Source organism: Larkinella humicola (genome assembly GCF_008727875.1).
GTDB lineage: Bacteria > Bacteroidota > Bacteroidia > Cytophagales > Spirosomataceae > Larkinella > Larkinella humicola.
This window is the reverse complement of record NZ_VTWS01000009.1, coordinates 149,116-164,873: the sequence shown is the minus strand read 5'-3', so window position 1 is coordinate 164,873 and position 15,758 is coordinate 149,116. Positions and strand designations below refer to the sequence as shown.

The following is a 15,758-nucleotide window of genomic DNA, read 5'->3' as shown; positions in this document are numbered from 1 at the left end:
GAAATGAATCGTGATGATAATCGAACAACTTTATACCGGATGCCTGGCTCAGGGAGCCTATTATATTGAAAGTGAGGGCGAGGCTGCCGTGATTGACCCTTTGCGTGAAACCGCTCCTTATCAGAAAAAAGCCGAACACAATGGAGCCCGGATCAAATACGTGTTTGAGACGCATTTTCACGCTGATTTTGTCTCCGGCCATCTTGATCTGGCCAAAAAGACGGGCGCAACGATTGTGTATGGCCAGACCGCACAAACCCGTTTTGAGTCCTATATTGCGCAGGATGGAGAAGCGTTCAAGCTCGGGAAACTGACCATCAAAGCCTTGCATACACCAGGCCATACGCCGGAATCGACGACGTATCTGCTGGTGGATGAAAACGGTAAAAACCACGCGATTTTTACCGGCGATACGCTGTTCATCGGTGATGTGGGCCGCCCGGATCTGGCCATCAAAGGCAATCTGACCGAGCACGATCTGGCCGGGATGCTGTACGACAGCCTTCATGCGAAGATTATGCCGCTGCAAGATGACGTCATCGTGTATCCGGCGCACGGGGCTGGGTCGGCCTGTGGGAAGAACATGAGCAAAGAAACGACGGATACGCTCGGGAACCAGAAGCGGTTTAATTACGCACTGCGGGCGCAAACGAAAGAGGAGTTTATCAAGGCCGTACTCGACGGACTAACCAAAGCTCCGGCGTATTTTGCGGAGAATGCCCGGCTCAACAAAGAAGGCTACGAAGCCATCGACGACGTCATGGAACGCGGCCATCAGGCTCTGTCGCCAGAAGCTTTTGAAGCGGCTGTCAACGAAACCGGTGCGCTGGTGCTCGACGTCCGCGACGCGCCGGACTTTGCCAAAGGCTTTATTCCCAACGCGATCAACATTGGACTGGACGGCCAGTTTGCCCCCTGGGTGGGCGCGTTGATTCCGGATTTGAAGCAGCCCATTGCGCTCGTCACCGCCGTTGGTGAAGAAGAAGAAGCCGTTCGGCGACTGGCCCGCGTGGGCTACGATCACAGCATTGGCTACCTGGAAGGCGGTTTTTCGTCGTGGCAAAAAGCCGGAAAAGAAGTGGATGCCATCGACTCCGTCTCAGCCGGTGCGTTTGCCCGACAACATGGCGAAGGAACCGTCGTGGATGTTCGCCGGCCCGACGAGTTTGCCATTGAACACGTTCGGGATGCCAGGAACTGGCCGCTCGATACGCTGAATGATCACCTGACCGACGTGGACAAAACCGAGCGGTTATACATCCACTGCGCGGGCGGTTACCGCTCGATGGTGGCGGCTTCGATCCTGAAAGCCAGAGGGTTCGACAACCTGGTGAATGTGGAAGGAGGAATCGCTGCGATGAAGAAGACCACGGTACCGATGGATTAACGGGAACGGTTGTCCGTGGTATGAGTTCGGGCGTGCTCGCCGAACTTCTGGTTTTCTTCCTTCCATTCACCTGCAACACCGTTCAGTGAGCAGTCTCAGATCTGCCTCCTCCTAAAATCTCTCATTTTTTTCGATAAAGCTGTTACAATTCCTTAGTCTACGTGAATAATCAATTGTAACAAGCTTAGGCCAAGATTTCCGGTTCCTCCACGCCCTTCAATTTGTGCCTGGCTCTATGCTAATTGGAGCCAGGTTTTTTAAATCATTTAATCTGATTTTTGACTACTTGTAGGGCTTACTTTCAACTATGAATCGAACGCTATTTCTGTATTTGCGAATCACCGCCAGGCTGTTCTTTTCGCAAACCCGTTGCCAATACCTGAGCCCGACAGCTATGAATCATTTACTTTTTACCACACTTCTTTTGCATCTATTTCTGGCTCCTTTTGCCTATGCCCAGAAGCCGGAGCTGGTGGTGCCGGTTGGGCATACAAGCAGTATTAAATCTATAGCCATTTCACCAAATGGAAAATATGCGATATCAGGATCGGGAGATAAAACGGTGCGTCTATGGGAAGTTGAGACGGGCCGTGAAATACATCGATTTGAAGGGCACACGGATGACGTAACAACAGTTGCCTTTTCCCCCGACGGTCACTACATCGTTTCCGGCGGAAGCCTGCACGATAACAATATCATCCTATGGGATATAACGACAGGTCGGGAAATACGTAGGTTTAGAGACGACAAAGGATTTACGAACCGAGAAAGCAATCGTCTTTATAAGAAAATAGGTAAATACCCAGGAAAAGGGAGAATGTCTTACGTTTCATCTTTAGTTTTCTCTCAAGATGGGGACTATATTTTATCAGGCTCTTGGGACAACACGTTAAGACTGTGGAAAACCAGTACTGGCAAGCTAGTTCGTAAGTTTAAGGGGCATACTGGTGAGGGGGGCTCCTATGTTAGATCTGTCGATATTTCACCAGATGGCCAGTATGCCCTTTCAGGAGCAGGATGTAGTGATTCAAACTGTGAAACTAACCAAGACAAAACAATACGGTTATGGAATGTGGCTACTGGTGAGGAAATTCGTCGGTTTGAAGGCCACACAGACGCAGTCAACTCGGTCGCTTTTTCCTCTGATAGTCGCTATATTATTTCAGGATCTGGGGATAAGACCATCCGGTTATGGGACGCCAGTAATGGGCAAGAAATCCGACAATTTAAGGGACATCTCAAGTCAGTCAACTCGGTCGCCTTTTCCTCTGATAATAAATATATTATCTCCTCAGGCTCTCACGATGAGACTGTACGGTTATGGGACGCAGGCAGTGGGCAAGAAATCCGACAATTTTTGGGGCTTAGAGAGCACGTTTGCTCGGTTGCTTTTTCGTCCGATGATAGCCATATTCTTTCGTGTTCGAATGATGATATAAAATTATGGAATACCCAAACAGGGCTAGTTACCCGGAGTTTTCATCAAAAAATGTCTCGTAAGGAACCCAGATTTGCTTTAGCGCCTAATGGCGATTACATTATATTGAGTTCTTATCTTGAGCCTCTGCAACGATGGAGCTTTACCAATAGCCAGGATTTTCGCTGTTTGGGATATGAGGATGATCTAAGATGGATGACTGGGATCGCTTTGTCGCCTAATGAGAAGTATATTTTATCCAAAAGAACATGGAATAATACTTTCAGACTTCATGATGCTTCAACAGGAAAAGTAATTCATAGATTTTCGGTAGGCAACAGTGATTTTAGTATTAGTTCTATTGGCTTTTCTCCGGACAATCGTTACATTTTTTCGGGAGAGGGAATCGTAAAAAGTGGAGGCAATTTGCAGCAATGGGACATTGTGAGTGGCCAACTCATCCGTGAGCTTAAAGGGCATGAGGGAAAAGTTAATTCTATTGCCTTTTCCTCTGATAGTGTATCTATTATTTCGACGGGCTGGGATAAGACCATCCGGTTATGGGACATACGCAGTGGGCAACAACTCCACCAATTTAAGGGGCATACTGGTGCCGTTGAGTCTGCTGCTTTTTCCCCCAATAACAAGTACATCGTTTCAGGCTCCTGGGACAAGACTGTACGATTATGGGACGCAGTCAGTAAGCAGCAAATCTATCAATTTGAAGGGCATACAGGAACCGTCAACTCGGTCGTCTTTTCGCCCGATGGTCAGTATATTGTTTCAGGATCTGATGACAATCAAATTATAGTATGGGACATTACTACAAAAGAAAAAAGGATAATCAAGGGGCATACTGATAGGGTTAGGCAAGTCAGCTTCTTACATGACGGACAAATGATACTATCAAGTTCGTGGGACAAGACAATAAAAGCCTGGAATACAAGTACCGGTAAAGAAATCGCAACCCTCATTGCCGTTGATTCTACCAATTGGGTCGTAACCACCCCCTCCGGCCTGTTCGATGCGTCACCAGAGGCCATGAAACAGATGTATTACGTGGTAAACGACCCCACCGACCGCGATGAGCCTTGGAAAGTCATTGACCTGGATCAACTCAAACAACGTTATTATCAGCCGGGTCTGCTGCCCATTCTGATGGGATCTAGAAACGAGCCGCTCCGTCAGGTACCTGCCTTTGAGAACGTCACCCTGCCTCCGGTTATCAAGCTTTCGATTCAGAGCGACAAACTGATTGTTCAACTTAACAATCGAAAAGGCGGTATTGGCCCGGTCTCCGTTTTTATTAACGGCGCAGAAATAGTGGAGGATTTACGCCGGGACCCCAAGGGAGATAGCAACCAGAATACGCTCTCGCTTGAGTTGCCACTGGCTTCCTTCACGAATCATTTCTATACAGATGCGCAAAATAGTATCCGAGTGGTGGCGCAAAATGGGGAAGGCTGGCTCCGCAGCAGCCCGGTAGAAATCAGCTATAAACCGTCCATCACTGCCCGTGGTGGTGTGCCTGAGAAAACACCGTCATCCGTTGATCGCAAAACCGTACGCTTTCGGGCCGTGGCCGTCGGAACATCCAACATTGGGCTTCATTTTGCCCATTCCGATGCCGAGCAAATCGCCAACGGGCTTACGCTGGCTGCCAGTGAGCTATTCGGTCCGGCCAATGTGACTGTACAATTGCTGGTCACCAAACCCGGCGGCCTTGCCCAGTCTACCAAAGCCGCCATTGTGAAGGCATTGGTAGAGGCTCAACAGACGAAGGCTGAGGATGTTTTCGTGTTACACCTCTCTGGTCATGCCGTCAATTATGGTGGACAGGATGGGGATTTGTATTTTCTCCTGGCCGGAGCCAAATCAGCCGATGTGAGCTATCTGAACGACCCCGCCATTCGTCAGGAATACGCGCTATCGAGTCAGGAACTTATTGGTTACCTCCGGAAAATACCAGCCAAGAAAAAAGTGTTGATTCTGGATGTCTGTTCGGCCGGGAAAGGAGCCGAAAAAATTCTGGCGGCCCGCGATGTTCCCGGTAGTCAAATTCGGGCGCTGGACCGGTTGCAGGAACGAATGGGGCTGTACGTACTGGCCGGTTCGGCTGCCGATGCCGTAAGCTACGAAGCCAACCTATATGGGCAAGGATTAGTTACCTATGCCCTGCTACAGGGCATAAAAGGCGCAGCGCTACGGCGTGACGGAGAGGAATTTTTAGATGTAGCCACCTGGTTTACGCATGTGGAAAACCAGGTTCCCATTCTGGCTAAAGGCGTTGGTGGTATTCAAAAACCGTTTTATGGAAAGGGCAGTCATTTGGGAGGTTCCGTTCCGGGGCAAGCTACGGAAGGGAGTTTCGACATTGGCAAAGTCACCGAATCAGTAAAAGCTAAGATTCACATTGCCGAACCCAAGCCCGTGTTACTGGTCAAAAATTTTCAGGAAGTTACCGAAATCGACGATGTACTTGATCTGAAAAGCAAGGTCGAAAGTGCTTTAAATGATTTCATCGCCACGCGGGGAAGCGATGCGCCTATGCTGACGATGGAAGCGAAAGACTATCCGGGGGCCTATACCCTGAATGGTCTTTATACGCTACAGGGTGAAGCCTTATCCGTATCGTGTAAAGTAAAAAAGGGCTCAGTGTCAGTAGGAGATTTTGTTGTAACCGGAACCAAAAGCAAGCTGACCGATCTGGTGCAGGCAGTGTTGGCTAAAGCGAAGGAGTTCGTGAAACCATAAGATCCTCGGCTATCGGGTTATCGTATACCCGTTGAAACGGATTGCACAGGCGTGCAATCCGTTTCTGTTTTTAGCGGAAAACGGAGGTAAAAGGAAATCAAAAAAAATCCGGAAAGGGTGTTACATCCTGCCTCATTCCCGGAATATCCGTTTGAAGCAACTAACGATCTCATCAAGTCCCATGCAAAAACAAGTCATTTCCGCTCTGTGGTTGGGCACAGACACGTTCCATCCAAAATCACCTTTTAACGTTTACACCTTTTTTAATTCACTTTCTATGAACCTGTTCTCCATTCATTCAATCCGTACTCTGCTGGTGGTTTTCACCACCATCCTGCTGTTTTCATCTTGTAGTAAAGACGAGCCTGACCCACTTGACCAGTATGTGGGTACATGGACTGAGACCAATGCGCAGGCCGGTAATGGTCTTAAAATTACCATTAGTAAATCAGGAAATACCTTAACGCTGGCTGATTTCGCGCCCAATGGCAGTCTCACCGCTACGGTTAGTGGTTCAGGTTTTCAGGCTGATAACAAAAATATTGCGACTGGCATACCGCAAACGTTCCCTGATAACAGCCAGGGGCAATTTTATCTGCAGAACCTGGGTGGTAGTCTATCGGGTGGCAATCTGACGCTCACCTATACCCTCTTCAGCCAATCTCCTACGATGTACTATAAGCAAGACATTACGAAGGTTTTTGCAAAAAAATAAACCGTTGGTCTGAGGGTGGAGGCAAGTGTTTCTGCCTTCAGACCGACTCAAAATACCGCCATTAATCCTAAAACTTCTCCAATAATCAGGCATGAGCGCATACGCTCCATTGAGTACTGTAGCCAACACCACTCTGATAGAAAACCATTCAAATCAAGTAGAAAGCCAAACTCATCATTTCCAATGAAATCAGTTGTTTTTACCATCGGGTGCCTGCTTATTGCCCTGACCAGCCTGGCCCAGACCCGGGAGATTTACACGAATGCCAATTTCAGGAATATTGCCCAGAATCATAAGGTGCTGGCCATTTTGCCCTTCAGAACGAAACTACAACTGCGGCCCAAAGAAGTCGAAAAAAACGGTGGCGCAGCCGGGGTGGCTGTTTTGGAAAAACGGGAGGGGCTAGCGGTGCAGAGTGCCATGCACTCGTACTTCCTGAAACGCCAGGAATCAAGAGACTTATTTATTGATGTGCAAGACCCGAACCGCACAAACTCTCTGCTTCAACGCAACGGCGTTACTGACGAAACGCAAAGCGGTTTTACCCCCGAAGAATTAGCCAAAATGCTGGGCGTCGATGGCATTATTTCCGGCACCTTTGAAAGCACCCAGCCTATGTCAAACGGTGCAGCCATAGCCCTTGGGATGTTGGGCGGTTTCGGTGGGGCTACCAACACCGGCAAAATGATGATTAACATTAACGATGGAAAAACCGGTGAACTTCTCTGGAAATATGACAAAACACTTTCCCGTGGCTTCGGAAGCGATACGGGTTCGATTGTCACAACCATCATGCGGAAGGCTTCAAGACAACTGCCCTACGACAAAGATTTTCGGGATTAGCGCCGGTGTATAGCCGGTTGATTGCCAGTTCATCCTTGATTTCAGCATGATCCGTGGTGCCGAAATACGACCGGTTATTTCTTCAACTCATTCATCTCATCGAGTTGAACCGTGTTGAAATGGCGGTATACCTGCAAAATAATCGCCAGCGCGATGGCGGCTTCGGCGGCTGCGACAATCATCACAAACAGGCTGAAGAGCTGCCCCTGCAACCGAACCGGGTCGTGTTGACTGAACGCAATCAGGTTCAGGTTCACCGCATTCAGCATCAGTTCGATGCCCATCAGAACCATAATCGCGTGGCGTTTCAGGATCACAATCGCCAGCCCAATGCTGAATAAGGCGGCTCCTACGAGCAGAAACAGGCCGGAATTAATTTCCATCGGTTCGTTATTTAGTTCGGGATGAAGCCGCAATGGTCGTGGCACCAATCAGAGCCACCAGCAGCAGGACGCCCGCTATTTCGAAAGGAATGAGGTATTCGGTCATCAACTGCCGACCAATCGTACCGACCGTCGACCGGTAAGATGGTTCGCCCTGATTCAGCAAGACGAAATTTCCCCGCACCAGCGCCCGGTACAACACGCTGAAAATACCACCCGCCACCAGCAAGGCCCACAGCCAGCTCCGGTGTTTGGTCAGAATGAAGTTCGGTTCGGTATAATCGGTTTTGGCGGTATCGGTTTTGTGCGTCAGCATGACCCCGAAAATGATCAGTACCAGCACACCGCCCACGTAAATCATGATTTGCGAAACGGCCAGAAAATCGGCACCGGCCAGCACGAACAGCCCCGCAACGCCCAGTAACGTCAGCAGCAGAAAAAAGGCGGCATACAACACATTTTTGGTCAGTAAAACCGCCAGGGCCGATCCGAGCGTGAAGAGGACGAATAAATAAAAAACGATCTGAACCACTGATTTAGCTGATTTTCTTGATGACTAGGACTCGTCTTTCGGCGGTAGTTTTGGTTTCAGCGTCGGCCGAAAAACCGGTCGGGGCTTTGGTGCTCCGTCCGGTTTTTGCGCGTCCACGGGCGGTTCTGGTTCTTCCGGTTGTGGTCGTAGTTCGGCAACGGGCTCTGCCGGTTTGGGATCTTCTACAGGCGGAGCCGACGCGGTTTTCGGCCGCATGGTTGGCCGGAACGCCGGTTTGGCGGCAACGGGTTTTTGTTCTTCCGCGACCGGTTGGTCAATCTTCGCGGGTTCCGTTGGTTTGGGGTCTTCAACGGTTTTTGATTCCGCAGCCGTCGGGGCGGTTTTCGGTTTCAGGGTCGGTCGAAAAACCGGCCTGGCGGCTACCGGCTTCGGCTCTTCAGTTGTGGCTGGCTCCGACGAAACCGCTTCCACCGGTTTGACTTCTTCGGCTGGCGGGGCGGTTTTTGGTTTTAAAGTCGGCCGGAAAACGGGTTTTGCCGCGACGGGTTTGGCTTCTTCGGCTGGTTTTTCCAGACCTGCCATCGCAATTTTCTCCGCTTCGTCCGGGGTTACATCCGTGAGCGGGTGTTCAGCCACCGAGCCCGCCGAATTTTGTTCTGTCAACGGTTTTGCCTCCTCCTTCGGCGGTTGAGAAGGCGTTTTCAGCGTCGGCCGGAAAACCGGACGTGGTCTTGGCGTTGGCGGTTCTGCCACCGGCGTGGTTTCAGCCGCTTCCATAGACGGTTCCGGTGCGACGGTTGGCTCAGCAGGCGGTTCGGCCGGTTTGGGAGCGGGTTTCATACCGGGCCGGAAGACCGGTTTTTTCGGCGTGTCCAGCGTCGGCGAAGGGGCCGGAGCGGCTTTGGCAGCGGCCTGCTGCGCCTTCATGGCTTCTTTCTCCAGCACAAACTGTTCGTACAACCGCCGTTTTTCATCCGCCTGTTCGGGCGTCAGGTTGGCATAATGGTAGGTCATGTTGCCCAGCTCAAACTCGCTGAAGTCGTAGGTCTTCGTCATCGTCAGGCATTCGGTCGGGCAAACCGTTGTGCAAAGACCGCAGTAGCAACATTTGGCCATGTCGATGTCGAACTTGCCCGCATACAGCCGAATCGGGGAGCCATCCGACGCCTTTCCCACTTCCTCCGTGGCCTTAATCGCATCGATGGTGATGCAATCGACCGGGCACACTTTGACGCACTTATCACAGACGATGCAGTCTTCCATTTCGTTGTGGAGCCGGTAGCGGCCATTGTCCGGCACCTGAAGCGTCTCAAACGGGTATTGCAGCGTGACAATGCCCGTGTCCTGCCCGAAATAATCCTTCTGCTGGACATTGATCGGTTTTCGGCTCTGGCGGGCATCCAGCAAATGCCGGAACGTGAGCTTCAGCCCCGTCAGCGTCGTTTGGATGCCTTCCTGTATATCTTTGAAATACTGGCTCATTTCGTGCTGGAAGAAAGAAGTTAGAATAGAGAATAAAGACTTTGGCGCTAAGCAATCTGCTCTTTCTTCTTTCTTCTAACCTCTTTTCTCTCCATATAATTTCGGGAAACGGGCCGGTTCGGCTTCGTTCATCAATTCATACACCACATCAAAAACGTCTTCGGCACTGGGTTTGGAGAAATAATCGCCGTCGGAACCGTAGGCCGGGCGGTGCGCCTTGGCCGACAGCGTCCGGGGAGCCGAATCGAGATAGCGGTAAGCATTTTGTTTTTCGATCACCTCCTGCATCATGTAGGCCGAACCGCCACCCGGAAAATCTTCGTCGGCAAACAACACCCGACTGGTTTTTTTGATGGACTCTACGATGGCATTTGACCGGTCGAACGGCAACAGGGTTTGCACGTCGATGACTTCGACGTCAATGTCGAACTGGCGAAGTTGCTCGGCGGCTTCCAGCACAATCCGGCACATCGACCCGTAGGTCACAATGGTAACGTCGGAACCCTCGCGCAGGATTTCGGGAACGCCGAGCGGCAGGCAAAATTCGTCCAGGTTCTCCGGCAGCCGTTCTTTCAGCCGGTAGCCGTTCAGGCATTCGACCACCAGGGCCGGATCGTCGCCTTTGATGAGGGTATTGTAAAAACCGGCGGCCTGGGTCATGTTGCGGGGCACCAGAATGTGTAAACCGCGCAAACTATTGACCATCGCGCTCATGGGTGAGCCCGAATGCCAGATGCCTTCCAGCCGGTGGCCGCGCGTCCGAATGATCAGGGGCGCTTTCTGACCACCTTTGGTGCGGTAATGCAGCGTGGCCAGGTCATCAGTGAGCGTCGCCAGGGCGTAAAAGATATAATCGAAATACTGAATCTCAACGATGGGTTTCAAGCCCCGCATGGCCATGCCGATGCCCTGCCCGATGATGCTGGTTTCGCGAATCCCGGTGTCGGTGATGCGCAGTTCGCCGTATTTTTCCTGCAAACCGGCAAATCCCTGGTTTACATCGCCGATTAGCCCGACATCTTCGCCCAGGGCCACCACGCGCGGGTCGCGGCCGAAGAGGCTGTCGAAATACCGTTGCATCAACTGGTAGCCGTCGATCAGCGGACTTTCATCCGTATAACGGGCTTCTACCGGGGTCACGTTCAGCGGGGAATCCGGCGACTGACTGTATAAATGGGAGCTATAGCGTTCTTCATTTTCGGCGGTGGTGCGTTCCAGCCAGGCCAACAAGCCCTGTTTGGCTTCTGAATCGTCGGTTCGCAAAAACCGCAAGGCCCGTTTCACTGCTGCCGTTGCATCCCGCCGGATCGGCACGTGGGTGGTGCGCAACTGGTCGCGGATTTGGGCAATGGGTTCGCCCTGCCGGGCGGTTTCGGCGGCCTGTTGCAGCAGCAGCATAGCCTCGTCAAAATCACCTTTTAAGGAGGCTAAATAGGCATTCCAGGCTTCCTGGCGGGCGGCTTTGGTGACCCGGGTGGCTTCGCGCTCGATGGCATCCAGCTCGTCGTGACTGGCGTATCCGTTTTCGAGAATCCACTGGCGAAACTGCCGGTTGCAATCGTGCTGGCGTTCCCATTCCAGGCGTTCGGCGGTTTTATAGCGTTCGTGCGAACCGGACGTGGAATGACCTTGTGGTTGAGTAACTTCCTGAACATGAACCAGCACTGGAACGTGTTCTTCCCGGCAAATGCGGGCGGCTTTCTGGTAAGTTTCCACCAGGGCCGGATAGTCCCAGCCTTTCACAGTGAGAATTTCGATGCCTTTCTCGGTATCAGTTCGTTGAAAACCGGCCAGGGCTTTGGAGATACTGGCTTTGGTGGTCTGGTATTCGACCGGAACGGAAATGCCGTAGCCATCGTCCCAGACCGACATTAGCAGGGGAACCTGCAAAACCCCGGCGGCATTCATCGTTTCGAAGAACATGCCCTGCGAAGTCGAAGAATCTCCGATGGTTCCGAAAATAATTTCGTTACCATTTCGGGAGAATGTCGTCAAAAGATGTAGATGGGAATTCTGACGATACAGCCGCGATGCGTAGGCCAGCCCAATTGATCTTGGAATCTGGCCTGCCGTCGGGGCAATATCACCAACGGAATTGTATAGTTCGGTTTGATTGCGCCAGAGACCTTTTTCATCGAGCCAGCGGGTGGCATAATGGCCGTTCATCTGGCGGCCCGCCGAGTTAGGGTCGGCTTCGATGTCGGTGTGGGCGTAGAGCTGGGCGAAGAATTCGGTCCACCGGAGTTCGCCGAGTGCCGTCACGAAGGTTTGGTCCCGGTAGTAACCGGAACGGAAGTCACCGGCTTTGAAAGCATGAGCGGCTGCAAGCTGGGCAATTTCCTTGCCGTCGCCGAAGATGCCGAATTTGGCTCGTCCACCCATCACCTCGCGTCGGCCCAGCAGGCTGGCGTGGCGGCTTTCACAAGCCAGTCGATAATCTTGCAGGATTTTTTCCTGTGTCAGCGTATCGGTCGTATTCAATTGTTCGTTTGCAATCACAGAACGGCCACAGTTTTAGAGGTTCCAGTTAGCTCGATTAATTGCCTGTTCAAGGGTTTGTTGGTGGTTTTCAGGCGGATACCCAAAACGGATGATCATTGAACAAACAAAGTAACTCCGGCGATCGGAGTAAAAATAATATAAAGTTTGGCAGCTTTCAAAAAAACGATTTTTTGACTTTCTTTGTTAAGCGAACATATGCCGTAATTTGCCTGGCAAACTTTTATTTGGCAAACCTTTTGTAGTATATACCTAGGATTGTAACGTTGTTTACCCGTTTGTTTGTAACTAAATTTTAAAAAGAAATGAAAAAGGCTTTTTCACTAATCGTGGTATTTTTTGCCATTACGACCATTGCTTTCGCTCAGAAAGGCGTTATTAAATTCACCAAAGAGTCGCATGACTTCGGCAAGGTTCCCCAGGGTACGCCCGTTACCTACACGTTTGAGTTTACCAACACCGGTACTGACCCCGTGGTGATCTCGAACGCCCAACCTTCCTGTGGTTGTACAACGCCTGACTGGACCAAGAGCGCCGTTTTGCCCGGTCAGAAAGGATTTGTGAAAGCCACGTACAATGCGGCTTCGATGGGTTCATTTAACAAGAACGTGACCGTGGTGAGCAATGCCGAACGGGCATCGATTCCCCTGAACCTGACGGGTGAAGTAACCGCCAAAGAAGGTGCTTCTACCGCTGCCGCCACACCGGCTGCTGCGCCTGCCGCTGAAAAAAGCAAGAAAAAAGCTTCGAAGACTTCCCGCTAATAGCAAACGAAGGCCATTCGGTACTGCCAAAAAAGGCATCCTGCATTTGCAGGATGCCTTTTTTGGCTTTTATAAGTCGGTTTTCCTAGTAGTTGATCGAGGTACCCCGGCGACGGCTGAGTTTCAAATCCTGGAGAATCGCCGACTTCACACGGAGATCGAACGAGTAGAAATTGGACCGATACCGGTTGCCGGAAAACGGCGTGTAGCTGAAGTTCATGTCCCAGCAGTGCAGGTCGCGGTGCAGCGTGATCGTGGTCAGCGAAGGGGCTTTGGCCGAAAAGTCGAAACCGGTCTGGAGAGAAACCTTCCATTTGGGCGTCAGACTTAAATCGCCCGTTACCTGCAGTGTTTGCAGAATCTGGCTTTCGATGGGTGTGAACTTCGTGAGGCTGAACGTGTAGCTGAGGTTGACGGTCCAGGGAATGTTGAAATCGACGTAATCTTCCGGATTCCGGTTCATGTGCCGCAGTTCAGCCGCGTCGGTAGGCGTCTTGGCATTGGGCGCCACCTTCGGTTTTTTCGAGTCCTTGGGGGCAAACTGCGTGCTCAGATAGAAGTTCAGATTCTGCAAATGCGCCAGCCCCTGCCCCTGGGTGATCGCCAGTTTGTCGATTTTATTGATCCGGAAGTTGTTGACATACGGACCCGTTTGGTAAAGTGTTGATTGGTCCGGCACGTAATAAACACCGGTTGGAGTACTGACCGTGTCAGAAAACGCGTACGGGTCGAAAACCGCCGAGAAGTTGAAACTGACTTTCTTCAGAATCTGCGTATTGGCACTGAAATTCACCTGCGAAAACTTGAACTGCGGAGCGTAGGGGTTGTAGGATCCCGACAAACTGATGTTGTCGAAGAGCGACACTTTCTCAAATTCCTCCTTGGCGGAATCGCTCCGTGCCCGGACTTTCATCTCCAACTGGTTAACAATGCTGTAGCTGATGGATGCCGCCCGGCCTGTAAAGCTGGACGCCCCTGCCGTACCGCCCAACCCCCGATAGCGCGAAATCTTGAGTACTTTCGTGGTATCGTACGGATCGCGGAACTGCGTTAGGGTGGTCGTAAAGGCGCTGGACAAATCCGGCGTGTAGCTGAACGAAATCGAAGGCGCAATGGTGTGCCTGATGGCTTCCAGCCGCCCCGCCCGTATGAAAAAGGTACCATAGGCGCGGGTGTTCATCGAGGCACTGAAAGACAGGAAATACGTCGCCGAAATACCACTTGCAGTATCCACCTTCACGGCTTTACGATCCGGCAAGTAGGTATATCGCAGGCTTTTGGTGTAAACATCACCGCTCAGCGACACCCCCGGCGTAAAGTTGAGATAGCGGGCCAGCTTGAAGTTGGGTAACGAAATCGGAATCGAATACCGGCTCTGCACCTGGGCGTTTTTCAGGATGGTCGGCAGGTTTTCGACGGTCATCGGAATCAGGTTGGAGTTGGTATAAATCTCCTGATTCGCCACGGCCGCCAGGCTGTCCCGCAGCCGTTGCAAGGTATCCCCCCGAATCGTTAGTGACGTCACCACCGGGAAGCCCAGGTTGGTAATATCCACGGTTCGGAGGGTGTTGTTGACGGTGGCCTGGGCATTGAAATCCATCCCCAGCCGGAAACTTTCGAACCATCGCCCGGTACCGCCTTTGAGGGCAAAGGGGGCAATCTGGGCCACGCCGAGGTTAAAGCCCGACGAAATGTTCGTTTGACCGCTTTCGCGCAGGTTGGTAACCGGATTGTATTTCCCGAAGTTCTGGCTGACGTTGATGTTGGCCGAACTGGTCACATACTGCCCAAACTTGTGGCTGTAGTTGACGCCGGAGTTGGCCGCATTGGAAACGTAACGGCCCGACGTCAGCGAGGTGTTCAACTGGTTGTAGCTGTTGCTGCTGACGTTGACGTTGGCCGAAAACTGCGAGTTGCCACGGGGCCGGGGCGAGTGCGACCAGATGATGCTGAAGTCGTTGCGCGGCTTCGTGGCTGTATCGACGAGCGATGTGGTCCGGTTGCGGGCGTAGGAAAGGGCGAAGTTGCCGCCAAAGCGGTAGCGTTTCAGGTATTCCGACGAAAGGCCAAGCCCCCAGCTACCGTTGGAGTAAATCTGCCCCCGAAGGCTCATGCTGATGTACTGGCTGATGGCGAAGTAATAGCCGCCATCGCGGAGGTAAAAACCGCGTCCGTTGGGTTCCTCGCCGTATTGGGGAAAAATCAGCCCCGAGGTGCCGATTTCGTTTTTCTTGGGAATCGGGAAAAAGCCAAACGGAAGCGCTAAAGGGGTGGGAATGTCGTTAATAACTAAGTTGAAAGGCCCGGAGATGAGCTGTTTATTGTGAACAACCTTGATCTTGCTGGCGTTGATGTGAAAGTGGGGGGTGGTCAGGTTACAGGTCGTGTAAATGGCATTTCGGATGTATAAATTGTCTTCAGCGTCTTTTTTGACGGTTTTTCCCCGAACATTGCCTTCGCCCTGAGCCGTAATAACGCCCTTGATAAAGCCTTTTTTGGTTTTGAAATTGAAGCGGATTTCCTGTGTATCGTAGCGGCCGCTCCCGTCCTGAAAAATAGGCAGACCGACCATTTTCTTGGCGGTTGAATCGTAGCGGCCTTTGGCAAACACCTCGTTGGTGGTCCAGTTCAGCTTGATGTAGGCGGCCGTCAAGTGAATATCTCCGTAATCGACCTTGGCATCGCCGAAAAGTTCGACAATCTGGCCCGTTGCATCAAAGAGCGTGGAATCTTTGGCTGAATAGTTGACGGTTGTTTGTAAATTACTGCCGCTATCGACCGAATCCGGGCGACTCACCGTTCCGCGCGTCGTATCGACCACCACCGAATTGCCGGTTACGGTGGCTGAAGAAGGAGTTGCCGAGCGCGGGTTAAAAGCCGGAACGGTACGACGCGCCGGTTGTTGCTGACCGTGAACCACCAGTGGAAAGAGGGCGATCAGGCAACAAACCAGATTCCGGATAATAAAGTATGGATTTTTCAGTTTTATCAAAAAAATTATATTTGCTCACAATCCAGCGC

General features: G+C 51.5%; 10 protein-coding genes. 5 read left to right on the top strand and 5 right to left on the bottom strand.

Annotated features, from left to right (window positions below; all coding sequences use genetic code 11):
• Window positions 1-13: 13 nt before the first annotated feature.
• From F0P93_RS27375 to F0P93_RS27360, 4 genes are all read left to right on the top strand, one after another.
• A complete protein-coding gene (locus F0P93_RS27375; protein WP_150880953.1) occupies window positions 14-1,387 on the top strand; it encodes an MBL fold metallo-hydrolase in 1,374 nt (457 codons plus the stop codon).
• Between the two features lie 307 nt (window positions 1,388-1,694).
• The gene (locus tag F0P93_RS27370; protein ID WP_150880952.1) at window positions 1,695-5,558 is read left to right on the top strand and encodes an eIF2A-related protein; all 3,864 of its coding nucleotides are present in this window, start codon (window positions 1,695-1,697) and stop codon (window positions 5,556-5,558) included.
• Between the two features lie 181 nt (window positions 5,559-5,739).
• On the top strand, window positions 5,740-6,273 hold the full coding sequence (locus F0P93_RS27365; protein ID WP_225309667.1) for a hypothetical protein: 534 nt from the start codon (window positions 5,740-5,742) through the stop codon (window positions 6,271-6,273).
• Between the two features lie 183 nt (window positions 6,274-6,456).
• Window positions 6,457-7,116 carry a hypothetical protein gene (locus F0P93_RS27360; RefSeq protein WP_150880951.1) on the top strand — a complete coding sequence of 220 codons (660 nt, stop codon included), beginning with the start codon at window positions 6,457-6,459 and terminating at the stop codon, window positions 7,114-7,116.
• A gap of 74 nt (window positions 7,117-7,190) precedes the next feature.
• Here the strand turns inward: F0P93_RS27360 and nuoK are convergent, their stop codons facing one another.
• The 4 genes from nuoK to F0P93_RS27340 form a co-directional block, all read right to left on the bottom strand.
• Window positions 7,191-7,499 (bottom strand): NADH-quinone oxidoreductase subunit NuoK, encoded by a 309-nt coding sequence (gene nuoK / locus F0P93_RS27355; RefSeq protein ID WP_114408283.1) that lies wholly within the window; start codon window positions 7,497-7,499, stop codon window positions 7,191-7,193.
• A gap of 7 nt (window positions 7,500-7,506) precedes the next feature.
• Window positions 7,507-8,031: an NADH-quinone oxidoreductase subunit J family protein gene (locus F0P93_RS27350; protein ID WP_150880950.1), complete on the bottom strand. Its 525-nt coding sequence runs from the start codon at window positions 8,029-8,031 to the stop codon at window positions 7,507-7,509.
• 24 nt (window positions 8,032-8,055) lie between these two features.
• A complete protein-coding gene (locus F0P93_RS27345) occupies window positions 8,056-9,474 on the bottom strand; it encodes a 4Fe-4S binding protein (RefSeq protein WP_150880949.1) in 1,419 nt (472 codons plus the stop codon).
• 75 nt (window positions 9,475-9,549) lie between these two features.
• Entirely contained in the window at window positions 9,550-11,973 is a 2,424-nt protein-coding gene (locus F0P93_RS27340; RefSeq protein WP_191908934.1) for an alpha-ketoacid dehydrogenase subunit alpha/beta, read from the bottom strand.
• Between the two features lie 305 nt (window positions 11,974-12,278).
• On the opposite strand from F0P93_RS27340, the gene F0P93_RS27335 reads away from it, so the two are divergent.
• Complete coding sequence (locus F0P93_RS27335; protein ID WP_150880948.1) at window positions 12,279-12,737, top strand: DUF1573 domain-containing protein; 459 nt, start codon at window positions 12,279-12,281, stop codon at window positions 12,735-12,737.
• An 85-nt stretch (window positions 12,738-12,822) separates the two neighbouring features.
• Here F0P93_RS27335 and F0P93_RS27330 read toward each other — a convergent pair whose 3' ends face one another.
• Window positions 12,823-15,729 (bottom strand): putative LPS assembly protein LptD, encoded by a 2,907-nt coding sequence (locus F0P93_RS27330; protein ID WP_150880947.1) that lies wholly within the window; start codon window positions 15,727-15,729, stop codon window positions 12,823-12,825.
• Between the last annotated feature and the right edge of the window lie 29 nt (window positions 15,730-15,758).

What these genes read in the sequence shown, in the direction of transcription:
- F0P93_RS27365 (WP_225309667.1), top strand. Translation starts at nt 5,740, where the DNA reads ATGCAAAAACAAGTCATTTCCGCTCTGTGGTTGGGCACAGACACGTTC.
- F0P93_RS27335 (WP_150880948.1), top strand. Translation starts at nt 12,279, where the DNA reads ATGAAAAAGGCTTTTTCACTAATCGTGGTATTTTTTGCCATTACGACC.
- F0P93_RS27370 (WP_150880952.1), top strand. Translation starts at nt 1,695, where the DNA reads ATGAATCGAACGCTATTTCTGTATTTGCGAATCACCGCCAGGCTGTTC.
- F0P93_RS27345 (WP_150880949.1), bottom strand. Translation starts at nt 9,474, where the DNA reads ATGAGCCAGTATTTCAAAGATATACAGGAAGGCATCCAAACGACGCTG.
- F0P93_RS27375 (WP_150880953.1), top strand. Translation starts at nt 14, where the DNA reads ATGATAATCGAACAACTTTATACCGGATGCCTGGCTCAGGGAGCCTAT.
- F0P93_RS27360 (WP_150880951.1), top strand. Translation starts at nt 6,457, where the DNA reads ATGAAATCAGTTGTTTTTACCATCGGGTGCCTGCTTATTGCCCTGACC.
- nuoK (WP_114408283.1), bottom strand. Translation starts at nt 7,499, where the DNA reads ATGGAAATTAATTCCGGCCTGTTTCTGCTCGTAGGAGCCGCCTTATTC.